The organism is Burkholderia sp. BCC1988 (assembly GCF_905339895.1).
Classification (GTDB): Bacteria; Pseudomonadota; Gammaproteobacteria; order Burkholderiales; family Burkholderiaceae; genus Burkholderia.
Genome location: NZ_CAJPHA010000022.1, coordinates 77,964 through 95,111, shown reverse-complemented (window position 1 = coordinate 95,111; position 17,148 = coordinate 77,964). Strand labels below are relative to the sequence as shown.

Here is a 17,148-nt window from a genome sequence, read left to right as displayed (position 1 = left end):
GGCGGCTCAGGACGACATCAGGTCGGTGTACTGCGCGAGCGTCGCTTCGTAGTGCTGCGCCCACCACTCGGGATTCACCTTGCACTGCTTTGCCCAGTTCTCCGGCGTGCCCGGGTTGTCGGCGCGTAGCGCCTGCGGCACCGCGGCGGTCGCGGCCGGCGTCACCGGCCCGTTGCCGAGCAGCGACAGCAGGCGCACCTGCGGCTCGACGCCCTGCACGAACTTGATGAACTGCCAGACGGCATCGCCCGACGGATTGTTCTTCGGCACGCCCCACACGTCGCACGACGCGAGCCCCTGCTCCCACGTATAGCGGAACCGGCCATTGCTCTCGCGCTGGATCACGTTCGCGCGCGTATGCCAGATGCACGCCATGCTGACTTCGCCGTTGCGCAGCAACTGCAGGCTGTCCGCGCCCGAATCCCACAGCAGCACGTTCGAGCGCAGTTCCTTCAGCTTTTTCAGCGCGCGCGGCACGTCGATCGGATAGACCTTGTCCTTGTCGACGCCGTCGGCCATCAGCGCGGCTTCGAGCGCGCCGCCCATCCATTTCCACAGCCCGCGCTTGCCCGGAAACTTGCCGACGTTCCAGAAATCGGCCCAGTTCTTCGGCGGATTCGCGCCGAACTTGCGCGCGTCGTAGACGAGCACGTAGCTCAGCAGGTACGACGGCACGCCGAAGTCCGATGCGAGCCCCGGCAGCGTGTTGCGGCCGACGACCGAATAGTCGATCGGCCGCAGGAAGCCCTGCTTGCCGAGCTTGATCGCCGCGAAGCCGTCGAGATCCATCACGTCCCAGATCACGTTCCGGTTCTCGACCATCGCCTTGATCTTGCCGTCCTCCGGCGACGAGTCGTAGCCCATCCGGATGCCGCTCGCCTTCGTGAACGGGTCCATGTACGCGGAGCGGAACGCCGAACGCGCTTCGCCGCCCCACGCGCTGAGCACGATTTCCTTCGGGTTCGACGCGAGTGCGTCCTTCGCGCCGCGCGACAGCAGCGTCGGCGCGATGCCGGCCGCCGCGCACAACCGCAGAAAATCGCGGCGGCGCTGCGACGTCGCCGGTTGAAGTTCGCGTGCTTGGTCGAGCAGGTCCTGCAGATGGCGGTTCGTCATGGTGTCTCCTCCAGGCTGGTCAGCGCCCGCACGCGTCTCGTCGTTTTCGGGCATCGGTGAATCGGTGAATCAGTGAATCCGTCAGTCGGTGAGTCGGCGGCGACGGCGGCTCGTGCCGCTTCGCGCGGGATGCAGCGTGCGCCGCGTCAGTCGGCCGCGATCCGGCACGTCGCGTCGCGCTCCCACTGCACGAATACGTCCATGCCGCTGCGTGGTGACGCGAGCCCGCGCCATGCGGGCACGTCCGCCGTCACGCAGCCGAGCGCCGGCGTCTCGATCTCGAAGCGGTACGACGAACCGAAATAGCTCCAGTGGCGAATGCGACCCGCGACTTCGTTGTGCGCGCCGCCGCACGACGTCGCCGACACCGCGACTTTCTCCGGGCGCAGCGCGAACAGCAGCGGCTCGTCCGGCCGCGCACCGCACGCAGGCGCGACGAAGCGCGCATCGCCGACGCGGTAATGCGTCGTCGAAGCATCGCCGCCGAGCGCGACACCTTCGATGAAATTGCTCTTGCCGAGGAAGTCCGCGACGAAGCGGTTGGCCGGCTGCTCGTAGAGCCCGTCCGGCGCGCCGATCTGTTCGAGCCGGCCGTCGCGCATGATCGCGATCCGGTCCGACATCGACAGCGCTTCCTCCTGGTCGTGCGTGACGAACAGGAACGTCGCGCCGAGCCGCTCGTGCAGCGCCTTCAGCTCGACCTGCACCTCGCCGCGCAGCTTGCGGTCGAGCGCGCCGAGCGGCTCGTCGAGCAGCACGAGATCGGGATCGAACACCAGCGCGCGCGCGATCGCGACGCGCTGCTGCTGGCCACCCGACAACTGGCGCGGCAGGCGATCGGCGAGATGGCCGAGCCGCACGAGATCGAGCGCGGCCTTCACGCGCTTCACCGCGTCGGGCCCCTTCTGCTTGCGCACCATCAGCGGATACGCGACGTTCTGTTCGACCGTCATGTGCGGAAACAGCGCATAGCCCTGGAACACCATCCCGAAGTTGCGCTTCTCGGGCGGCAGCGCGACGATGCTGCGGCCGCCGACGCGCAGATCGCCGCTGCTCGGATGCTCGAAGCCCGCGACGATCGTCAGCAGCGTCGTCTTGCCCGAACCCGACGGCCCGAGGATCGTCAGGAATTCGCCGCGCGGAATGTCGATCGTCGTTTCGCGCAGCGCGTGCACGCTGCCGTAGCGCTTCGACACGCGATCGATCTGCAGGCCCGCGCCGCTCGCCGCATGCCGCGCCGCTGCCGCGCGTGCCGCATGCGCCCCCGTCCTGCCGCCCTCCACGCCTGCCGACGTCTCCATCACCACGCTCATCGTGTGTCTCCTGGTCGACTCACAATTGGGTTGAACGTTCATTTAACAGAACTTATACTATGCCGAAATGCGGTCCGCAAGTAGCGGCGACCCTTGCCGGCTCTGACACCACCCCGACACACAACAACCAGGAGACAGTGATCAGCATGAGCATCGAGGACATTCGAATCGAACGGCACGACGGCGTCGTGACCCTTCGCCTGAACCGCCCGGCGAAGCGCAATTCGCTCGCGCGGCCGCATCTCGACTTTCTTCGCGAGACGCTCGACGCGCTCGCGAACGATCCGGCCGTGCGCTGCGTCGTACTGACCGGCACCGGCAGCGCGTTCTGTGCGGGCGCGGACGTCGACGAATGGGCCGAGGCCGAGCGCAACGGCGAACTCGACACCTACGGCTGGACCGAGCGTGCGCACCGTTTCGTGCAGACGCTCGCCGCATTTCCGCGTCCGACGATCGCCGCGCTGAACGGTTCGACGGTCGGCGCCGGCACCGACATCGGCTTCGCGTGCGACTTCCGCATCGCGAGCACCGCCGCGACGCTGCGCTGCGGGTATACGGGCATGGGCTACAGCCCCGACATGGGCGGAAGCTGGTTCCTGCCGCGCATCGCGCGCCCCGACGTCGCACGCCGCTTCATCTTTCTGAACGAACGCTGGAACGCGCAGGACGCGCTTGCCGCGGGGCTCGTGTCCGAAGTCGTCGACGCCGACGATTTCGCGACGCACGTCGCCGCGTTCGCCGCGCGTCTGGCGCAAGGGCCGAGCGTCGCGTTCGGCCACACCAAGGCGCTGCTCGCGCAATCGCTCACGCACACCCTCGCCGAGCAACTGCGCGGCGAGCTGGCGGCCGGCGTCGCGTGCGGTCACAGCGAGGACGGCCAGGAAGCGCTTCGCGCGTCGGTCGAAGGTCGCGCACCTCATTTTGTCGGGAGATGATCGATGGATTTTTCGCTGACCCAAGAGCAGGAAATGCTGGTGACGTCGCTGCGTCAGTTCGTCGAGAAGGAACTGCAGCCTCATGAATTCGCGGTCGATCGCGCGGACGACGTGCCGCCCGAACTCGCCGACTCGATCCGCCGCAAGTCGCTCGAGCTCGGCTTCTATGCGTTCAACATGCCCGAGAGCGCCGGTGGCCCGGGGCTCGACTACGTGACGCAGGCGCTCGTCGAACGCGAGCTTGGCCGCACGAGCTGGGCGCTGCACGTGTTCGTCGCGCGGCCGAGCAAGATCCTGATGGCGTGCAAGGGCGACCAGGTCGAGCGCTACCTGAAGCCGGCCGTGCGCGGCGAGCGCGTCGACTGCTTCGCGCTGACCGAGCCGGGCGCCGGCTCCGACGCGATGGGCATCCGCACGCGCGCGGTGCGCGACGGTGACGACTACGTGATCAACGGCAGCAAGCACTTCATCAGTCACGCGGACACGGCCGACTTCGTGATCCTGTTCGCCGTCACCGGCGAGGAGGAAGTGCGCGGCCAGAAGCGCAAGCGCGTGACCTGCTTCCTGATCGACAAGGACACGCCGGGCATGGCCGTGCGGCGCGGCCCGCACTGCACGAGCCTGCGCGGCTATCACCAGTCGGAGATCTTCCTCTCCGACTGCCGCGTGAGCGCCGCGCAGATCCTCGGCGAAGAGCATCGCGGCTTCGAGCTCGCGAACGACTGGCTGACCGCCGGCCGCGTGATGGTCGCCGCGAACAACATCGGCCGCTCGCAGCGCGCGTTCGAGATGGCGGCCGAGTGGGCCGCGACGCGTCATCAGTTCGGCAAGCGCATCGGCGACTTCCAGGGCACGTCGTTCAAGCTCGCGGACATGCAGACCGAGATCCGCGCGGCGGAACTCGTCACGCTGTACACCGCGCAGAAACTCGACCAGGGCACGATGACCGACGGCGACGCCGCACTCGCGAAGCTGCTCGCGACCGAGACGCTCGGCCGCGTGACCGATCACGCGGTGCAGATCTACGGCGGCATGGGGCTGATGGACGAACTGCCGATCGAGCGCTTCTGGCGCGATGCGCGCATCGAGCGCATCTGGGAAGGCACGTCCGAGATCCAGCGCCATATCCTGTCCAAGGAAATCCTCCGACGCTACAGCTGACGCGAATCGTCGCGCCGGCGCGTCCGGCGCGACTTCCGAAAGGACCTTTCATGACTTCCTCTCCCGCAGTCAGGGATCGCCGCGCGGCCGCCGCAGCCAATCTGCGCCGGCTGCTCGACCCGGCCAGCATCGCATTCGTCGGCGGACGCGGCATCGCGGGCGCCGTGCAGCGCTGTCGCGATTACGGCTATGCCGGCGACATCCGGCTCGTCAATCCGAATCATGCGGAGATCGACGGCGTGCGCTGCCATGCGAGCGTCGCCGACCTGCCCGCCGCGCCGGACGCCGTGTTCGTCGCGGTGCCCGCGCGCCAGGCGATCGACGTCGTGCGCGCGCTCGCCGCACGCGGCGCCGGCGGCGCGATCGTCTACGCGTCGGGTTTCTCCGAAACGGGCGCCGACGGCGCCGCGCTGCAGCAGGCGCTGGTCGACGCGGCCGGCGACATGGCCGTGCTCGGCCCGAATTGCTACGGCCTGATCAACGGGCTGAACGGCAGCGCGCTGTGGCCGGTCGCGCATTGCGCGCCGCGCGTCGAATCGGGCGTCGCGGTGATCACGCAGAGCGGCAACCTCGCATACAACCTGTCGATGAGCGCGCGCTCGGTGCCGTTCGCGTATCTCGCGAGCGTCGGCAACCAGGCGTCGGTCGATATCGCGCGTCTCGTCGATGCGTTCGTCGACGATCCGCGCATCCGCGCGATCGGCGTGCATCTCGAAGGGCTGAAGGACGTGCGCGCGTTCAGCGAGGCCGCGGCCCGCGCGCTCGCGCGCGGCGTGCCGATCGTCGCGCTGAAGAGCGGCACGTCGACGCTCGGCGCGCAGCTCGCGATGAGCCACACGAGTTCGCTCGCGGGCTCGGACGCGCTGTACGACGCGCTGTTCCGGCGGCTCGGCGTGATCCGCGTGAAGGACCCGGTCGGCCTCGTCGAGACGCTGAAGCTGCTCGCGATCGCAGGCGTGCCCGAGCGCCGCACGCTCGCCGCGCTGGCGACGTCCGGCGGCGATGCGGGGCTCGTCGCCGATCTCGGCGAAGCGCGCGGCATCGCTTTTCCGCCGGTCGGCGATGCCGGCCGCGACGCGCTCGGCAACGTGCTGCCCGCGTACGCGACGATCGCGAACCCGCTCGACTTCACGACCACGCCGTGGGGCGACCCCGACAAGATGCGCGCGTGCTGCGACGCGCTGCTCGCCGATCGCCCGGGCGCCGCCGCGATGATCCTCGACTATCCGCAGGAAGCGACCGGCGAGCGGCCGCTGTGCGACATCGCCGCGGACGCGTTCGCGGCGTCCGCACGCCAGCACGACGTGGTCGGCGCGGTGATCTCGGTGTTTCCGGACCTGACGCCGCCCGATCACGCGGCCCGCATGGCCGCCGCCGGCGTCGCGCCGCTGCAGGGGCTGGCCGACGGGATCGCTGCGATCGGCGCGGCGATGGCCTACGGCGACACGCGCCGCCGCGTGCTCGACGCCGACGCGCTGAACGCGCTGCCGGTGCTGTGCGCGGGCGACGGCGGCGACGGCAGCGCGACGCTGCACGACGAATGGGCGAGCAAGCGGATGCTGGCCGCGCACGGGCTCGACGTGCCACCGGCCGAATGCGTCGCGCCCGCCGATGCGCCGGCCGCCGCGCAGCGGCTCGGCTTTCCGGTCTGCGTGAAAGTGGTCAGCGATCGCCTGCCGCACAAGACCGAGGCCGGCGCGGTCGCGCTGAAGCTCGGCTCGCCCGAAGCCGTCGCCGCGGCCGTCGTGCGAATGACCGAACAGGTCGCGCGTTATGCGCCGGATGTGCACGTCGAACGCATCCTCGTCGAGACGATGGCCGACGCGCCGCTGCTCGAGCTGATCGTCGGCGTGAAGCGCGAGCCGAATTTCGGTCTCGCGCTGGTGCTCGGCACCGGCGGCGTGCTGGTCGAACTGATCCGCGACACCGCGACGCTGCTGCTGCCGGTGCGCGAAAGCGACGTGCGCGACGCACTGCTCGGGTTGAAGCTCGGCCCGCTGCTGACCGGCTATCGCGGGCGGCCGAAGGCCGATCTCGATGCGGTCGTCGCGAACGTGATGGCGATCGCACGCTTCGCACAGGCGCATGCCGACACGCTCGTCGAACTCGACGTCAATCCGCTGCTGGTGATGGAACGCGGTGCGGTGGCCGTCGATGCGCTGGTGCGGCTCGACGCGTGATGCCGGCCTGAAACGCGGCGGCCCGCTCGCGTGATGCTCGAACGGGCCGCTGTCAGATTGCCGAGTCGTCCGTCGAAGACGAAGAACGCTCCGCCGTTCAGATCACCTTGCCGTGATTCAGAAGTCCGAACGGATCGAATGCATGCTTGAGACGTCGCATCGCGGCGATCTCGACGTCGCTGCGCGAACAACCGAGCCAGTCGCGCTTGTAGCGGCCAATCCCGTGCTCGGCCGACACCGAGCCGCCCGCATCGCGCACGAGCGGATACAACACCGCGTCGACGTCGTGCGCGCCCTCGCCCGTCGCATACGGCGCGGAAACGCACACATGCAGGTTGCTGTCGCCGAGGTGGCCGAAGAAGAACACGTGCGCCCCGGGCCAGCGCGCGTTCAGCGCGCGCTCGCACGCGTCGATGAACTTCTCCGTCGCGCGCGGCGGAATGCCGACGTCGAAATTGACGAGACCAGGGAGATCGTCGATCGCGAGCCCTTCGCGCACCGTCCAGAAGGCCTGCGCATCGGCCGCGGTCTGCGCGAGCGCCGCATCGTCGATCAGCCCGCGTTCGAGCCAGTCGGCGAGCACCGCTTCGAATCGTTCGCCCGTCTGCGCGGCATCGCCGCTCGCGCATTCGATCAGCACCTTGACGCCGCCGTCCGCCGGCAGCGGCGCGCGCATGCCGGGCGTATGCGCGCACACGTAGCCGTAGAACGCCGGCCACATCGCCTCGAAGCTCAGCAAGTCCGCGCATGCGGCACGCGCGTCGCGCAGCAGCGCGAGCGCCGCGGCCGTATCGCGCACCGCGCACAACGCGGTCGACGGCGCGGCGAGCCGCGGATGCAGCCGCAGCACGACGCGCGTGATGACGCCGAGCGTGCCTTCGCTGCCGACGAAAACCTGCCGCAGGTCGTAGCCCGCGTTGTTCTTCAGCATCTTGTTCAGCGAACTGAGCACGGTGCCGTCGGCCAGCACGACCTCGAGGCCGAGTACCTGCTCGCGCGTCGTCCCGTAGCGGATCACGCGATTGCCGCCCGCATTGGTCGCGACGTTGCCGCCGATCTGGCACGAGCCGCGCGCGCCGAGATCGATGCCGAGCGCGAATCCTGCGTCGTCCACTGCTTGCTGCAGCTCCTGCAACGTCGTGCCGGCCCACGCGGTGACGGTGGCCGCGTCCGCATCGATCTCGACGATCCCCTTCATGCGTTCGAGCGACAGCACGACGTCCTGCGCACCGGGCCCGGCGCCGGCCGCGAGCCCCGTCATCCCGCCCTGCGGCACGACCGTCTGACGATGCGCGGTGCAGATCGCGAGCGCGCGGCTCACATCGTCGACGCTGCGCGGCCGCACCAACGCACGCGGCCGCGGGCCGGCCGCTTCGCCGTAGTTCGTGAAATGACGCGCGCCGATGGCGTCGCCCACGCTGACGCAATCGGCGCCGAGTGCGTCACGCAGCGCGGCGACGACGTCGCCGTTCAAGGAAGGATCGGACATGATCGACGGGGCCGGCCGAACCCGGCCCGGGAGCGAGTGAGGATCAGAAATTGTGCCGCATGCCGATGCGCGCGGCGGCCTGCGTGCGGCTCGTCGACGGCGTGAAGCTGTAGCCGATCACCGCGTCGACGCCGTTCGATGCACGCATCCAGTCGACCGCCGCATACACGTCGGTGCGCTTCGACAGGGCGTAATGCGCGCCGAGCGCGACTTCGTGCCAGTGATGACCTTCGAACGTCGTGTACTGATAGCCGGCGACGAGCGACAGCGGCACGGTCGCCTGGTACAGGCCGCCCGCTTCGTACACGCGCATCGTCGACGATTGTCCGTAGCCCTTGAACGTCGTGTTGCTGAAGTCCGCGTTCAGCGTCAGCTTGCCGAACGTGTACGACGCGCCGACACCGAAGATCGATTGCGAATCGATCGAGAACGGCGTCGAATCGTGCAGGTCGGTGACGGCGCCGGTCGCCGGGTCGACCGTCGCGACCGTCTGCCCGAGCATCGTCCGCACGCCCATCTGCGCATACGGATCGAGCGCGGCAAGCCGGCGTGGCGCGTTGAGCCGCGTGTAGTTGCCGCCTGCCGAGAAATCGCCGTGCGTGTAGCTCGCGCCCACGCTCCATGCGCTCCCGTCATGGAAGCTGCCCGCGTCGTTGCTGAACGAATACATGCCGCCGACCACGAGCCCGTGGAAGCTGTTGCTGACGAATTTCACCGCGTTCTGCAGCCGGTCCCCGCTCTGGCGGTCGAAATCGCCGAGATGCACGCCGTAGCCGCTGCCGAACGCGCTGACGTTGTACGCGGCCGTGAAGTCAAATGCGAAGTCGTACTGATTACCGAACGTCAGCGTGCCCCAGTCGTTGCCGAGCCCGACGTACGCCTGCCGCCCGAACATCGCGCCACCCTGGTTCAGCCTGCCGGTGCCGAGCCGGAAGCCGCTCTCGAGCTTGAACACCGCCTTGTTGCCGCCGCCGAGATCCTCGGTGCCCATCAGGCCGACGCGGTTGCCGTACGACACGCCGTCGTCGAACAGGTACGCGTGCGCGCCGCCCGTGTTGTTCACGTAGGTGATGCCGCCGTCGATGATCCCGTACAGCGACACGCTGCTCTGGGCATGGGCGTAGCCGTGGACCATCACCGACATCATGCCGGCCAGCAGGAAGCGCTTCTTCATTTTCGGTGTCTCCGGTTGCCGCGCACGGCGGCTCGATTTTCGTTGTGCGTGAACGCCGCCCGCCTGCTTCGCTTCGGCACCGCGGCGCTGGCGAGTATAGATTTTGCTGAATGAATGTTCAATCGATTGGCGAGAACGGATGCACCGGTGTTTACACCCATCGGCGATTTCATTATTGAAAAAACGTTCAACCCGTCATAACATCGACCGGCAGCCCCGCGGACGACGTGCGGGCCCGTTCCGAACCTCGGAGTGCACTGGATGACGACCCCCCTCAGCCCCGCCGCCGAGCCGCGCCTGCGCTCGGCCTACGAAGGACAGAAGTCGCGCCCGTACGACCCGGCCGCGCCGATCGCGACGCCGCTCGAACTGCATCGCTGCATCGTGCAGCCCGAGTGGGTCGACTACAACGGCCACATGAGCGAGTCGTGCTACCTGCTCGTGTTCGGCGACAGCAGCGATGCGTTCTTCCGCTACTTCGGCATCGACGACGACTATCGCGAAGCCGGCTGCTCGATCTATTCCGCGGAAACGCACATCCGCCACCTGCGCGAAGCGATGCTCGGCGAGCCGCTGCGGCTCACGGTGCGGCTGCTCGACCTCGACGATCGCCGGCTGCACGTGTTCCATTCGATGCATCACGCGACGACCGGCGCGCAGCTCGCGACCGGCGAACAGCTGCTCACGCACGTGGACATGCGCGCGAAACGCTCGGCGCCGTTTCCGGACGCGATCCGCCGGCATCTCGACGCGATTCACGCCGAGCATGCGCGCGCGCCGCGCGCGCCGCGCGAGCCGCACGCGGGCCGTGCGATCGCGATCCGCCGCGCGGCCCCTGCTGCTTCCGCTGCTTCCACTTCCCGCTGACCAAGCCGAACCACGACGGAGTTTTCCCATGCAGACGCACGACGCCTGGCGCAGCCGCGCCGGCCAGCTCGACATCGCTTCCCGCGCGTTCGTGGACGGCACGTTCCGCGACGCGCACGACGGCGCCACCTTCACATGCACGAGCCCGATCGACGGCCGCGTGCTCGCGCAGGTCGCGCATTGCCGCGCGGCCGACGCCGACCTCGCGGTCGCCGCCGCGCGGCGCGCGTTCGAAAGCGGCATCTGGCGCGACGCATCGCCGCGCGAACGCAAGCGCGTGCTGCTGCGCTGGGCCGCGCTGATCCGCGAGCACGCGAACGATCTCGCGCTGCTCGAAACGCTCGACACCGGCAAGCCGATCGGCGATACGACCACGATCGACATCCCGTCCACCGCGTATTGCGCCGAGTGGTTCGCCGAGGCGATCGACAAGACCGGCGGCGAAGTCGCGCCGGCCGACGCGCATCTCGTCGGACTCGTCACGCGCGAGCCGATCGGCGTGGTCGCGGCCGTCGTGCCGTGGAATTTCCCCGCGATGATCGCGATGTGGAAATGCGCGCCCGCGCTCGCGGCGGGCAACAGCGTCGTGCTCAAGCCGTCCGAGAAGTCGCCGCTGAGCGCGCTGCGGCTCGCCGCGCTGGCCGTGCAGGCCGGGCTGCCGGCCGGCGTGCTGAACGTGCTGCCGGGGTTCGGCGATGCAGGCGAAGCGCTCGCGCGGCATCCGGACGTCGACTGCATCGCGTTTACCGGCTCGACCGCGGTCGGCCATAAAGTCGCACGCTGCGCGGCCGATTCGAACCTGAAGCGCGTATGGCTCGAACTCGGCGGCAAGTCGCCGCAGATCGTGCTGCCCGATTGCCCCGATCTCGAACGCGCGGCGCGCACCGTCGCGCATGCGGTGTTCTACAACACCGGGCAGATGTGCACGGCGGGTTCGCGCCTGCTCGTCCATCGCGCGATCCGCGACGAACTGGTCGCGCGCGTGCTCGCGATCGCGCCCGAGTATGCGCCCGGCGATCCGCTGTCGCCCGACACGCGGATGGGCAGCCTGATCGACGCCGCGCAGGTCGAGCGCGTGCTCGGCTACGTCGACGCCGGCCGCGACGAGGCGACGCTGCTCGCGGGCGGCCGGCGCGCGCGCGCCGCGAGCGGCGGCCAGTACGTCGAGCCGACCGTGTTCGACTGTCCGCGGGCCGATGCGCGGATCGTGCGCGAGGAGATTTTCGGGCCGGTGCTGGCGGTGACGGCGTTCGACGATCTCGATACGGCCGTCGCGCTCGCGAACGACACGCGTTATGGGCTCGCGGCGTCGGTGTGGACCGCGAACCTGACGACCGCGCACGAAACCGCGCGGCGGCTGCGGGCCGGCACGGTGTGGGTGAACGGCTACGAGGAAACCGACGACATGAACTTCCCGTTCGGCGGCTTCAAGGAATCGGGCAACGGGCGCGACAACTCATTGCACGCGCTGGAGAAGTACACGGAGTTGAAGTCGACGGTGATCCGGTTGCGGTGATATCCAGCAGAAACTTCATTCGAACACGTCCGGCCCGGAGCATTCATGAGCGGCGGGCTCGGTTGTCGCAGCTTCCTCGAAATCGGCATCAACCGGGCCGATCAGCGGCGTCAACCACGCCCAGCCTTACGGCACGGGCTCGAGGATGACAGACGCGCCGTGCCGCCGAATCCGGACCTCCGTGGTATCGAAGCGGAAATCCTTCGGCAAGCAAACAGCCTGCGATCCATCATGCTCGAAAATCCTGACGGTCTCCATCTCGGCACTCCATGCATCGACAAAACGTGGATATTTTGCCGACTGTGGGTCGCGGCGGCGAGTCGTGCGGTCGACATATTGGTGATGAACGGTCGCCTCTCGGGAAATTTGCTCGCGACGGGACACACGTAGCCGTACCCAATATCGGACATTCTGGCTCCGCATTCATTCCCGACAGGAAACAATCAATCACCATCCGGCGATTCATCTCCCCGTCCGCGCGTTCTAGACTATCGGATCACTTCCCCACCGGACCCACGCAATGACCGACGTCGTCCTGCCGCTGACCACCGACCCCGAATCCGGCCTCCACTACCGGCTGCGCCCGGCCGCCGGCCGCCCCGCGGGCCGCCTGTTGCTGCTGCACGGCGTCGGCGGCAACGAAACCAACCTGCTGAACCTGGCCGGCACGATCGATCCGCGCGTCGAAATCGCGTTCGTGCGCGGGCCGCTGACGTTCGGCCCCGGCCAGCACGCGTGGTTTCCGGTGCGCTTCGGCCCGAACGGCCCGGAAATCGATGCGGCCCGCGCGGAGGCGAGCCGTGTGCAGTTGATCGCGCTGCTGCGCGCGTTGCGCGCGCGGGACACCGGGAACGAACCCGCCGCCGTGCCGACCGTGATCGCCGGCTTCAGCCAGGGCGGCATCATGAGCGCGAGCGTCGGTCTCACCTCGCCGGCCGACGTCGCCGCGTTCGCGGTGCTGTGCGGGCGCATCCTGCCGGAGATCGATCCGCTGATCGCGTCGCGCGATGCATTGAGCCCGCTGCACGCGCTGGTGATGCACGGCCGCTTCGACGACAAGCTGCCGGTCGCGTGGGCGAACACGGCCGACGCGAAACTGACGGCGCTCGGCGTCGCGCACGACACGCAGTTCTATGACGCCGGCCACGAGCTGACCGCGCAGATGGCCGGCGACTTCAGCCGCTGGGTCGGCGCACGCGCCGGGTTGAACTGATCGCACCGGGCGGTCGCCCGCCCGGGCCTGCCGTCAGACGTTGCTCGCCGGATCGGCAACGATCGGCACGCCAGCCTCGGCAGCAGCCTCTCGCGCGGCACCGCGCTTGGCCAGCTTCCAGCCGACCACCAGCGCGAGCACGACCACCGGAATCATCGCGACAGTCCACGTGCCGCCCGGGTAATCGAACGCCATCAGCACCAGCACGCTGACCAGGAACCCGAGCGTGAGCCACGACGTGAACGGCGCGCCGGGCATCCGGAACGACACGGGGCTCAGCTCGCCGCGATTGACCGCGCGGCGGAACAGGATCTGGCACATCACGATGAAGCCCCAGGTCGTGATGATCCCGAGCGACGCCATGTTCAGCACGATCTCGAACGCCTGCGCCGGCACGATGTAATTCAGCGGCACGCCGATCGCATTGACCGCGACCGTGACCAGGATCCCGCCGTACGGCACGCCCCGCGCGTTCATCCGCGACACGAAGCGCGGCGCCGAGCCGCCCATCGCGAGCGAACGCAGCACGCGCCCGGTCGAATAGAGGCCGGAGTTCAGGCTCGACAGCGCGGCGGTCAGCACCACGACGTTCATCACCGTGCCGACGTACGGCACGCCGAGCTTGCTGAAGAACGTGACGAACGGGCTTTCGTGCGCGCTGTACGCGGTCCACGGCAGCAGCATCGTCAGCAGCACGACGGAGCCGACGTAGAACAGCGCGATGCGCCACATCACGCTGTTGATCGCCTTCGGCAGCACCTTGCGCGCATCGGCGGTCTCGCCGGCCGCGACGCCGACGAGCTCGATGCTCGCATACGCGAACACGACGCCCTGCACGATCAGCACCGCCGGCAGGATCCCGTGCGGGAAGATCCCGCCGTGATCCGCGATCAGGTGCAGCCCCGGCATCTGCCCGGCAACCGGATGGCCGCTCGCGAGAAACACGGCGCCGACCGCGAGGAACAGCGCGAGCGTCCCCACCTTGACGATCGAGAACCAGAACTCCATCTCGCCGAACACCTTCACGCCGATCATGTTCATCACCGACACGATCCCCAGCGCGCCGAGCGCGAACACCCACTGCGGCACGTCGGTGAACACGGCCCAGTACTTCATGTAGATCGCCACCGCGGTGATGTCGACGATGCCGGTGGTCGCCCAGTTCAGGTAGTACATCCAGCCCGCGACGAACGACGCGCGCTCGCCCATGAACTCCCGTGCGTACGACACGAACGAGCCGCTCGTCGGCCGGTGCATCACGAGCTCGCCGAGTGCGCGCATGATCAGGAAGGCGAATGCGCCGCACACGAGATACACGACGGCCAGCGCGGGCCCCGCGCTCTGCAGGCGGCCGCCCGCGCCGAGAAAGAGGCCGGTGCCGATCGCACCGCCCATCGCGATCATCTGCACGTGTCGGGGCTTCAGGTGCTGCGCATAGCCGGCTTCGTGCGACGCGAACATCGCATCGCGATCGGCGTGACGGGGGTCCGCGCCGCCGGCCGGGTCGGCCGCGCGCTCGCTGGCGTGCTTCATGGTGTGTCTCCGTTTCTTGATGTGTCGCGCCCGTCGACGGGCGCTCGGGAACGGCCGCGCGCGGGCCGCCGGCGGCAGGCGCCGGCGCCGCGCGGCCGGAATCAGTACGCGCGCGGACGGATCAGCGCTTCGGGCTGCAGCGCCTCGTCCAGTTGCGCGGCGGTCATCAGCTGGCGATCGAGCACGACTTCGCGGATCGACTTGCCGCTCGCGTGCGCCTCGGCGGCTACGGCGGTCGCGCGCTTGTAGCCGATGTACGGGTTCAGCGCGGTCGCGAGCGCGACCGACCGCTCCATCGTTTCGCGCAGGCGCTCGGGGTTCGCGGTGATTCCGCTCACGCAGCGGTCCGCGAGCGTCGTGCAGGCGGCCGTCAGGTGGCCGAAGCTGCGGAACAGCGCGCTCGCGATCACCGGCTCGAACGCGTTGAGCTGAAGCTGGCCGGCCTCGGCGGCGAAGGTCACAGTCAGGTCGTTGCCGAACACTTCGAACGCGACCTGGTTCACGACTTCCGGAATCACCGGGTTCACCTTGCCCGGCATGATCGACGAGCCGGCCTGCACCGGCGGCAGGTTGATTTCGCCGAAGCCGGCACGCGGGCCGCTCGACAGCAGCCGCAGATCGTTGCAGATCTTCGACAGCTTGACCGCGATCCGCTTCAGCACGCCGGAGACCTGCACGAACGCGCCGCAGTCCTGCGTCGCCTCGATCAGGTTCGGCGCGGTGCTCAGGTCCAGGCCGGTGATGCGGCGCAGCGCGGCCAGCGCCTTCTCCGCGTACTGCGGATGGGCGGTGATGCCGGTGCCGATCGCGGTCGCGCCGAGATTGACCTCGCGCATCAGCAAGCCGGCTTCCTGCAGGCGCGCGATGTCTTCCGTCACCATCACCGCGTAGGTCGAGAACTCCTGGCCGAGCGTCATCGGCACGGCGTCCTGCAACTGCGTGCGGCCGAGCTTCAACAGATCCGAGAACGCGTCGGCCTTCTCCGCGAACGCATCGCGCAGGCCCGCCATCGCGTCGAGCAGATGCTCGACCGCGAAGCAGGTCGCGATCCGGATCGCGGTCGGATAGACGTCGTTCGTGCTCTGCGCGAGGTTGACGTGCTCGTTGGGATGCAGGTATTCGTACTGCCCGCGTGCATGCCCCATGATCTCGAGCGCGCGGTTGCAGATCACCTCGTTGGCGTTCATGTTGGTCGACGTGCCGGCCCCGCCCTGGATGATGTCGACCACGAACTGGTCGTGCAGGCGGCCTTCGCGGATCTCGACACAGGCGGCGGCGATCGCGTCGCGATACGCGTGCGGCAGCAGCCCGAGCTCGCAGTTCGCGTCGGCCGCGGCTTCCTTCACCGCCGCGAGCGCCATGACGAGGTACGGCAGCGACGCGATCGTGCGCCCCGAAATGTCGAAGTTCTCCTTCGCGCGCAGCGTATGGACGCCGTAGTACGCCGACTCCGGAATGCTTCGTTTCCCTAAGAGATCCGCTTCGACGCGGAAGCCGTTTTCCGTCATGGGTACCCCTCCTGAAATGTCTCGTGCCGCCGCGGCCAGGCGGCTGCGTTCACCGCTTCCCCGTGCGACGGGATCGCATTCTATGCCTTTGCATAAAGAAGCTCGCCTCTGTATTATCGAAAGCGGTTTTGCGTGGGACGCAACAGCGAGAGACGAATGAAAACAATGGCAAGAGACACCGGCATCGATCACCTCGGCGCGATGCGCGCGTTCGTGCGGGTCGTCGAAATGGGGAGTTTTTCCGCGGTCGCGAAGGAGATGCACGTGTCGACGTCCACCGTCGCGCGCAAGATCACGGCGATCGAGGACGCGCTCGGCGTCGCGCTGCTGCATCGCTCGACGCACAGCGTGACGCTGACCGAGGCCGGCCACATCTACCTGGAACGCGCGGTCACGCTGATCGCCGATCTCGACGACACGCTGCGCGTCGTCGCCGAGCTCAATTCGCAGCCGAGCGGCCCGCTGAAGCTCACCGCGCCGGTCGGGTTCGGCCGCCGCCACCTCGCGCCGCTGATCGCGCCGTTTCTCGCGCGCTACCCGACGATCCAGCTCGACGTGCGGCTCACCGACAACCACAACGACCTCGTCGCCGGCGGCTTCGACCTCGACATTCACGAGGGCGAGAACTACCTGGACAACCTGGTCGTCCACCGGCTGTCGCGCAACGACAGCATCCTGTGCGCGACGCCCGGCTATCTCGACCGCTGCGGGCGCCCCGCGACGCCGGACGATCTCCGGCATCACAACTGCCTGCGCTACGTGCACCCGGAAGGCGATCCGCGCTGGGAGCTCGTGCGCGGCGACGCGCGGCACAGCGTGCTGCCGGCCGGCAACCTCGTCACCGATCACTCGGAACTGCTGCTGGATGCGACCTGCGCGGGGCTCGGCATCGCCGAATTCGAGATCTGGCTGGTGCGCGACCTGCTCGCGAGCGGCCGGCTCGAAGCCGTGCTGCCGCGCTACCGGCTGCAGAACAAGCTGACGGGCGACTACATCTACATCGCGTATCTGTCGAACCGGCGCAGCTCGGCGAAGCTGCGCGTGCTGAAGGACTTCCTCATGGAGCATCTCGCGCACATCGGCGAGCTGTCGGAAGTCGAGCTGGCGAAGATTCGCGACGCGGGCGCGTAGCGGTTGCCGTCG

The 17,148-nt window shown here is 68.6% G+C and carries 14 protein-coding genes; 8 read left to right on the top strand and 6 right to left on the bottom strand.

Going from position 1 to position 17,148, the window contains the following annotated elements; genetic code table 11:
- Nucleotides 1–6 precede the first annotated feature (6 nt).
- A complete protein-coding gene (locus U4012_RS27780) occupies nucleotides 7–1,116 on the bottom strand; it encodes an ABC transporter substrate-binding protein (RefSeq protein WP_321802337.1) in 1,110 nt (369 codons plus the stop codon).
- Between the two features lie 146 nt (nucleotides 1,117–1,262).
- A complete protein-coding gene (locus U4012_RS27775) occupies nucleotides 1,263–2,429 on the bottom strand; it encodes an ABC transporter ATP-binding protein (RefSeq protein ID WP_321802336.1) in 1,167 nt (388 codons plus the stop codon).
- Nucleotides 2,430–2,575: 146 nt separating this feature from the next.
- Between U4012_RS27775 and U4012_RS27770 the strand changes: the two genes are divergently transcribed.
- From U4012_RS27770 to U4012_RS27760, 3 genes are read left to right on the top strand one after another with little or no spacing between them, the layout of a single operon-like run.
- Nucleotides 2,576–3,364, top strand: a complete 789-nt coding sequence (locus U4012_RS27770; RefSeq protein WP_044843924.1) for an enoyl-CoA hydratase/isomerase family protein — start codon at nucleotides 2,576–2,578, stop codon at nucleotides 3,362–3,364.
- A gap of 3 nt (nucleotides 3,365–3,367) precedes the next feature.
- Nucleotides 3,368–4,525, top strand: a complete 1,158-nt coding sequence (locus U4012_RS27765; protein ID WP_321802335.1) for an acyl-CoA dehydrogenase family protein — start codon at nucleotides 3,368–3,370, stop codon at nucleotides 4,523–4,525.
- Nucleotides 4,526–4,575: 50 nt separating this feature from the next.
- Complete coding sequence (locus tag U4012_RS27760) at nucleotides 4,576–6,705, top strand: acetate--CoA ligase family protein (RefSeq protein WP_321802334.1); 2,130 nt, start codon at nucleotides 4,576–4,578, stop codon at nucleotides 6,703–6,705.
- A gap of 97 nt (nucleotides 6,706–6,802) precedes the next feature.
- Here U4012_RS27760 and U4012_RS27755 read toward each other — a convergent pair whose 3' ends face one another.
- Together U4012_RS27755 and U4012_RS27750 are read right to left on the bottom strand one after the other, a co-directional pair.
- Nucleotides 6,803–8,194, bottom strand: a complete 1,392-nt coding sequence (locus U4012_RS27755) for an FAD-binding oxidoreductase (protein ID WP_321802333.1) — start codon at nucleotides 8,192–8,194, stop codon at nucleotides 6,803–6,805.
- 43 nt (nucleotides 8,195–8,237) lie between these two features.
- On the bottom strand, nucleotides 8,238–9,368 hold the full coding sequence (locus U4012_RS27750; RefSeq protein WP_124522966.1) for a porin: 1,131 nt from the start codon (nucleotides 9,366–9,368) through the stop codon (nucleotides 8,238–8,240).
- Nucleotides 9,369–9,629: 261 nt separating this feature from the next.
- On the opposite strand from U4012_RS27750, the gene U4012_RS27745 reads away from it, so the two are divergent.
- The 4 genes from U4012_RS27745 to U4012_RS27730 all read left to right on the top strand — a co-directional run bounded on the left by U4012_RS27745 (nucleotide 9,630) and on the right by U4012_RS27730 (nucleotide 12,964).
- The gene (locus tag U4012_RS27745; RefSeq protein ID WP_321802332.1) at nucleotides 9,630–10,235 is read left to right on the top strand and encodes a thioesterase family protein; all 606 of its coding nucleotides are present in this window, start codon (nucleotides 9,630–9,632) and stop codon (nucleotides 10,233–10,235) included.
- Between the two features lie 28 nt (nucleotides 10,236–10,263).
- Nucleotides 10,264–11,751, top strand: coding sequence for an aldehyde dehydrogenase (locus U4012_RS27740; protein ID WP_044843918.1), 1,488 nt, complete (start codon nucleotides 10,264–10,266; stop codon nucleotides 11,749–11,751).
- A 45-nt stretch (nucleotides 11,752–11,796) separates the two neighbouring features.
- The gene (locus U4012_RS27735) at nucleotides 11,797–12,141 is read left to right on the top strand and encodes a hypothetical protein (RefSeq protein WP_321802331.1); all 345 of its coding nucleotides are present in this window, start codon (nucleotides 11,797–11,799) and stop codon (nucleotides 12,139–12,141) included.
- Between the two features lie 130 nt (nucleotides 12,142–12,271).
- Nucleotides 12,272–12,964, top strand: coding sequence for a phospholipase (locus U4012_RS27730; RefSeq protein WP_321802330.1), 693 nt, complete (start codon nucleotides 12,272–12,274; stop codon nucleotides 12,962–12,964).
- Between the two features lie 33 nt (nucleotides 12,965–12,997).
- Here U4012_RS27730 and U4012_RS27725 read toward each other — a convergent pair whose 3' ends face one another.
- Nucleotides 12,998–14,497: an amino acid permease gene (locus U4012_RS27725; protein WP_044843915.1), complete on the bottom strand. Its 1,500-nt coding sequence runs from the start codon at nucleotides 14,495–14,497 to the stop codon at nucleotides 12,998–13,000.
- A 101-nt stretch (nucleotides 14,498–14,598) separates the two neighbouring features.
- Nucleotides 14,599–16,005 (bottom strand): aspartate ammonia-lyase, encoded by a 1,407-nt coding sequence (gene aspA, locus U4012_RS27720; protein WP_321802329.1) that lies wholly within the window; start codon nucleotides 16,003–16,005, stop codon nucleotides 14,599–14,601.
- A 156-nt stretch (nucleotides 16,006–16,161) separates the two neighbouring features.
- Between aspA and U4012_RS27715 the strand changes: the two genes are divergently transcribed.
- Entirely contained in the window at nucleotides 16,162–17,136 is a 975-nt protein-coding gene (locus U4012_RS27715; protein ID WP_044843913.1) for a LysR family transcriptional regulator, read from the top strand.
- Nucleotides 17,137–17,148 lie beyond the last annotated feature (12 nt).

Excerpts from the sequence above, each read along its gene's own strand:
- U4012_RS27725 (WP_044843915.1), bottom strand. The coding sequence starts at position 14,497 with ATGAAGCACGCCAGCGAGCGCGCGGCCGACCCGGCCGGCGGCGCGGAC.
- U4012_RS27765 (WP_321802335.1), top strand. The coding sequence starts at position 3,368 with ATGGATTTTTCGCTGACCCAAGAGCAGGAAATGCTGGTGACGTCGCTG.
- U4012_RS27770 (WP_044843924.1), top strand. The coding sequence starts at position 2,576 with ATGAGCATCGAGGACATTCGAATCGAACGGCACGACGGCGTCGTGACC.
- U4012_RS27750 (WP_124522966.1), bottom strand. The coding sequence starts at position 9,368 with ATGAAGAAGCGCTTCCTGCTGGCCGGCATGATGTCGGTGATGGTCCAC.
- U4012_RS27735 (WP_321802331.1), top strand. The coding sequence starts at position 11,797 with ATGAGCGGCGGGCTCGGTTGTCGCAGCTTCCTCGAAATCGGCATCAAC.
- U4012_RS27745 (WP_321802332.1), top strand. The coding sequence starts at position 9,630 with ATGACGACCCCCCTCAGCCCCGCCGCCGAGCCGCGCCTGCGCTCGGCC.
- U4012_RS27775 (WP_321802336.1), bottom strand. The coding sequence starts at position 2,429 with ATGAGCGTGGTGATGGAGACGTCGGCAGGCGTGGAGGGCGGCAGGACG.
- U4012_RS27740 (WP_044843918.1), top strand. The coding sequence starts at position 10,264 with ATGCAGACGCACGACGCCTGGCGCAGCCGCGCCGGCCAGCTCGACATC.
- U4012_RS27780 (WP_321802337.1), bottom strand. The coding sequence starts at position 1,116 with ATGACGAACCGCCATCTGCAGGACCTGCTCGACCAAGCACGCGAACTT.
- U4012_RS27755 (WP_321802333.1), bottom strand. The coding sequence starts at position 8,194 with ATGTCCGATCCTTCCTTGAACGGCGACGTCGTCGCCGCGCTGCGTGAC.
- U4012_RS27760 (WP_321802334.1), top strand. The coding sequence starts at position 4,576 with ATGACTTCCTCTCCCGCAGTCAGGGATCGCCGCGCGGCCGCCGCAGCC.
- aspA (WP_321802329.1), bottom strand. The coding sequence starts at position 16,005 with ATGACGGAAAACGGCTTCCGCGTCGAAGCGGATCTCTTAGGGAAACGA.
- U4012_RS27730 (WP_321802330.1), top strand. The coding sequence starts at position 12,272 with ATGACCGACGTCGTCCTGCCGCTGACCACCGACCCCGAATCCGGCCTC.
- U4012_RS27715 (WP_044843913.1), top strand. The coding sequence starts at position 16,162 with ATGAAAACAATGGCAAGAGACACCGGCATCGATCACCTCGGCGCGATG.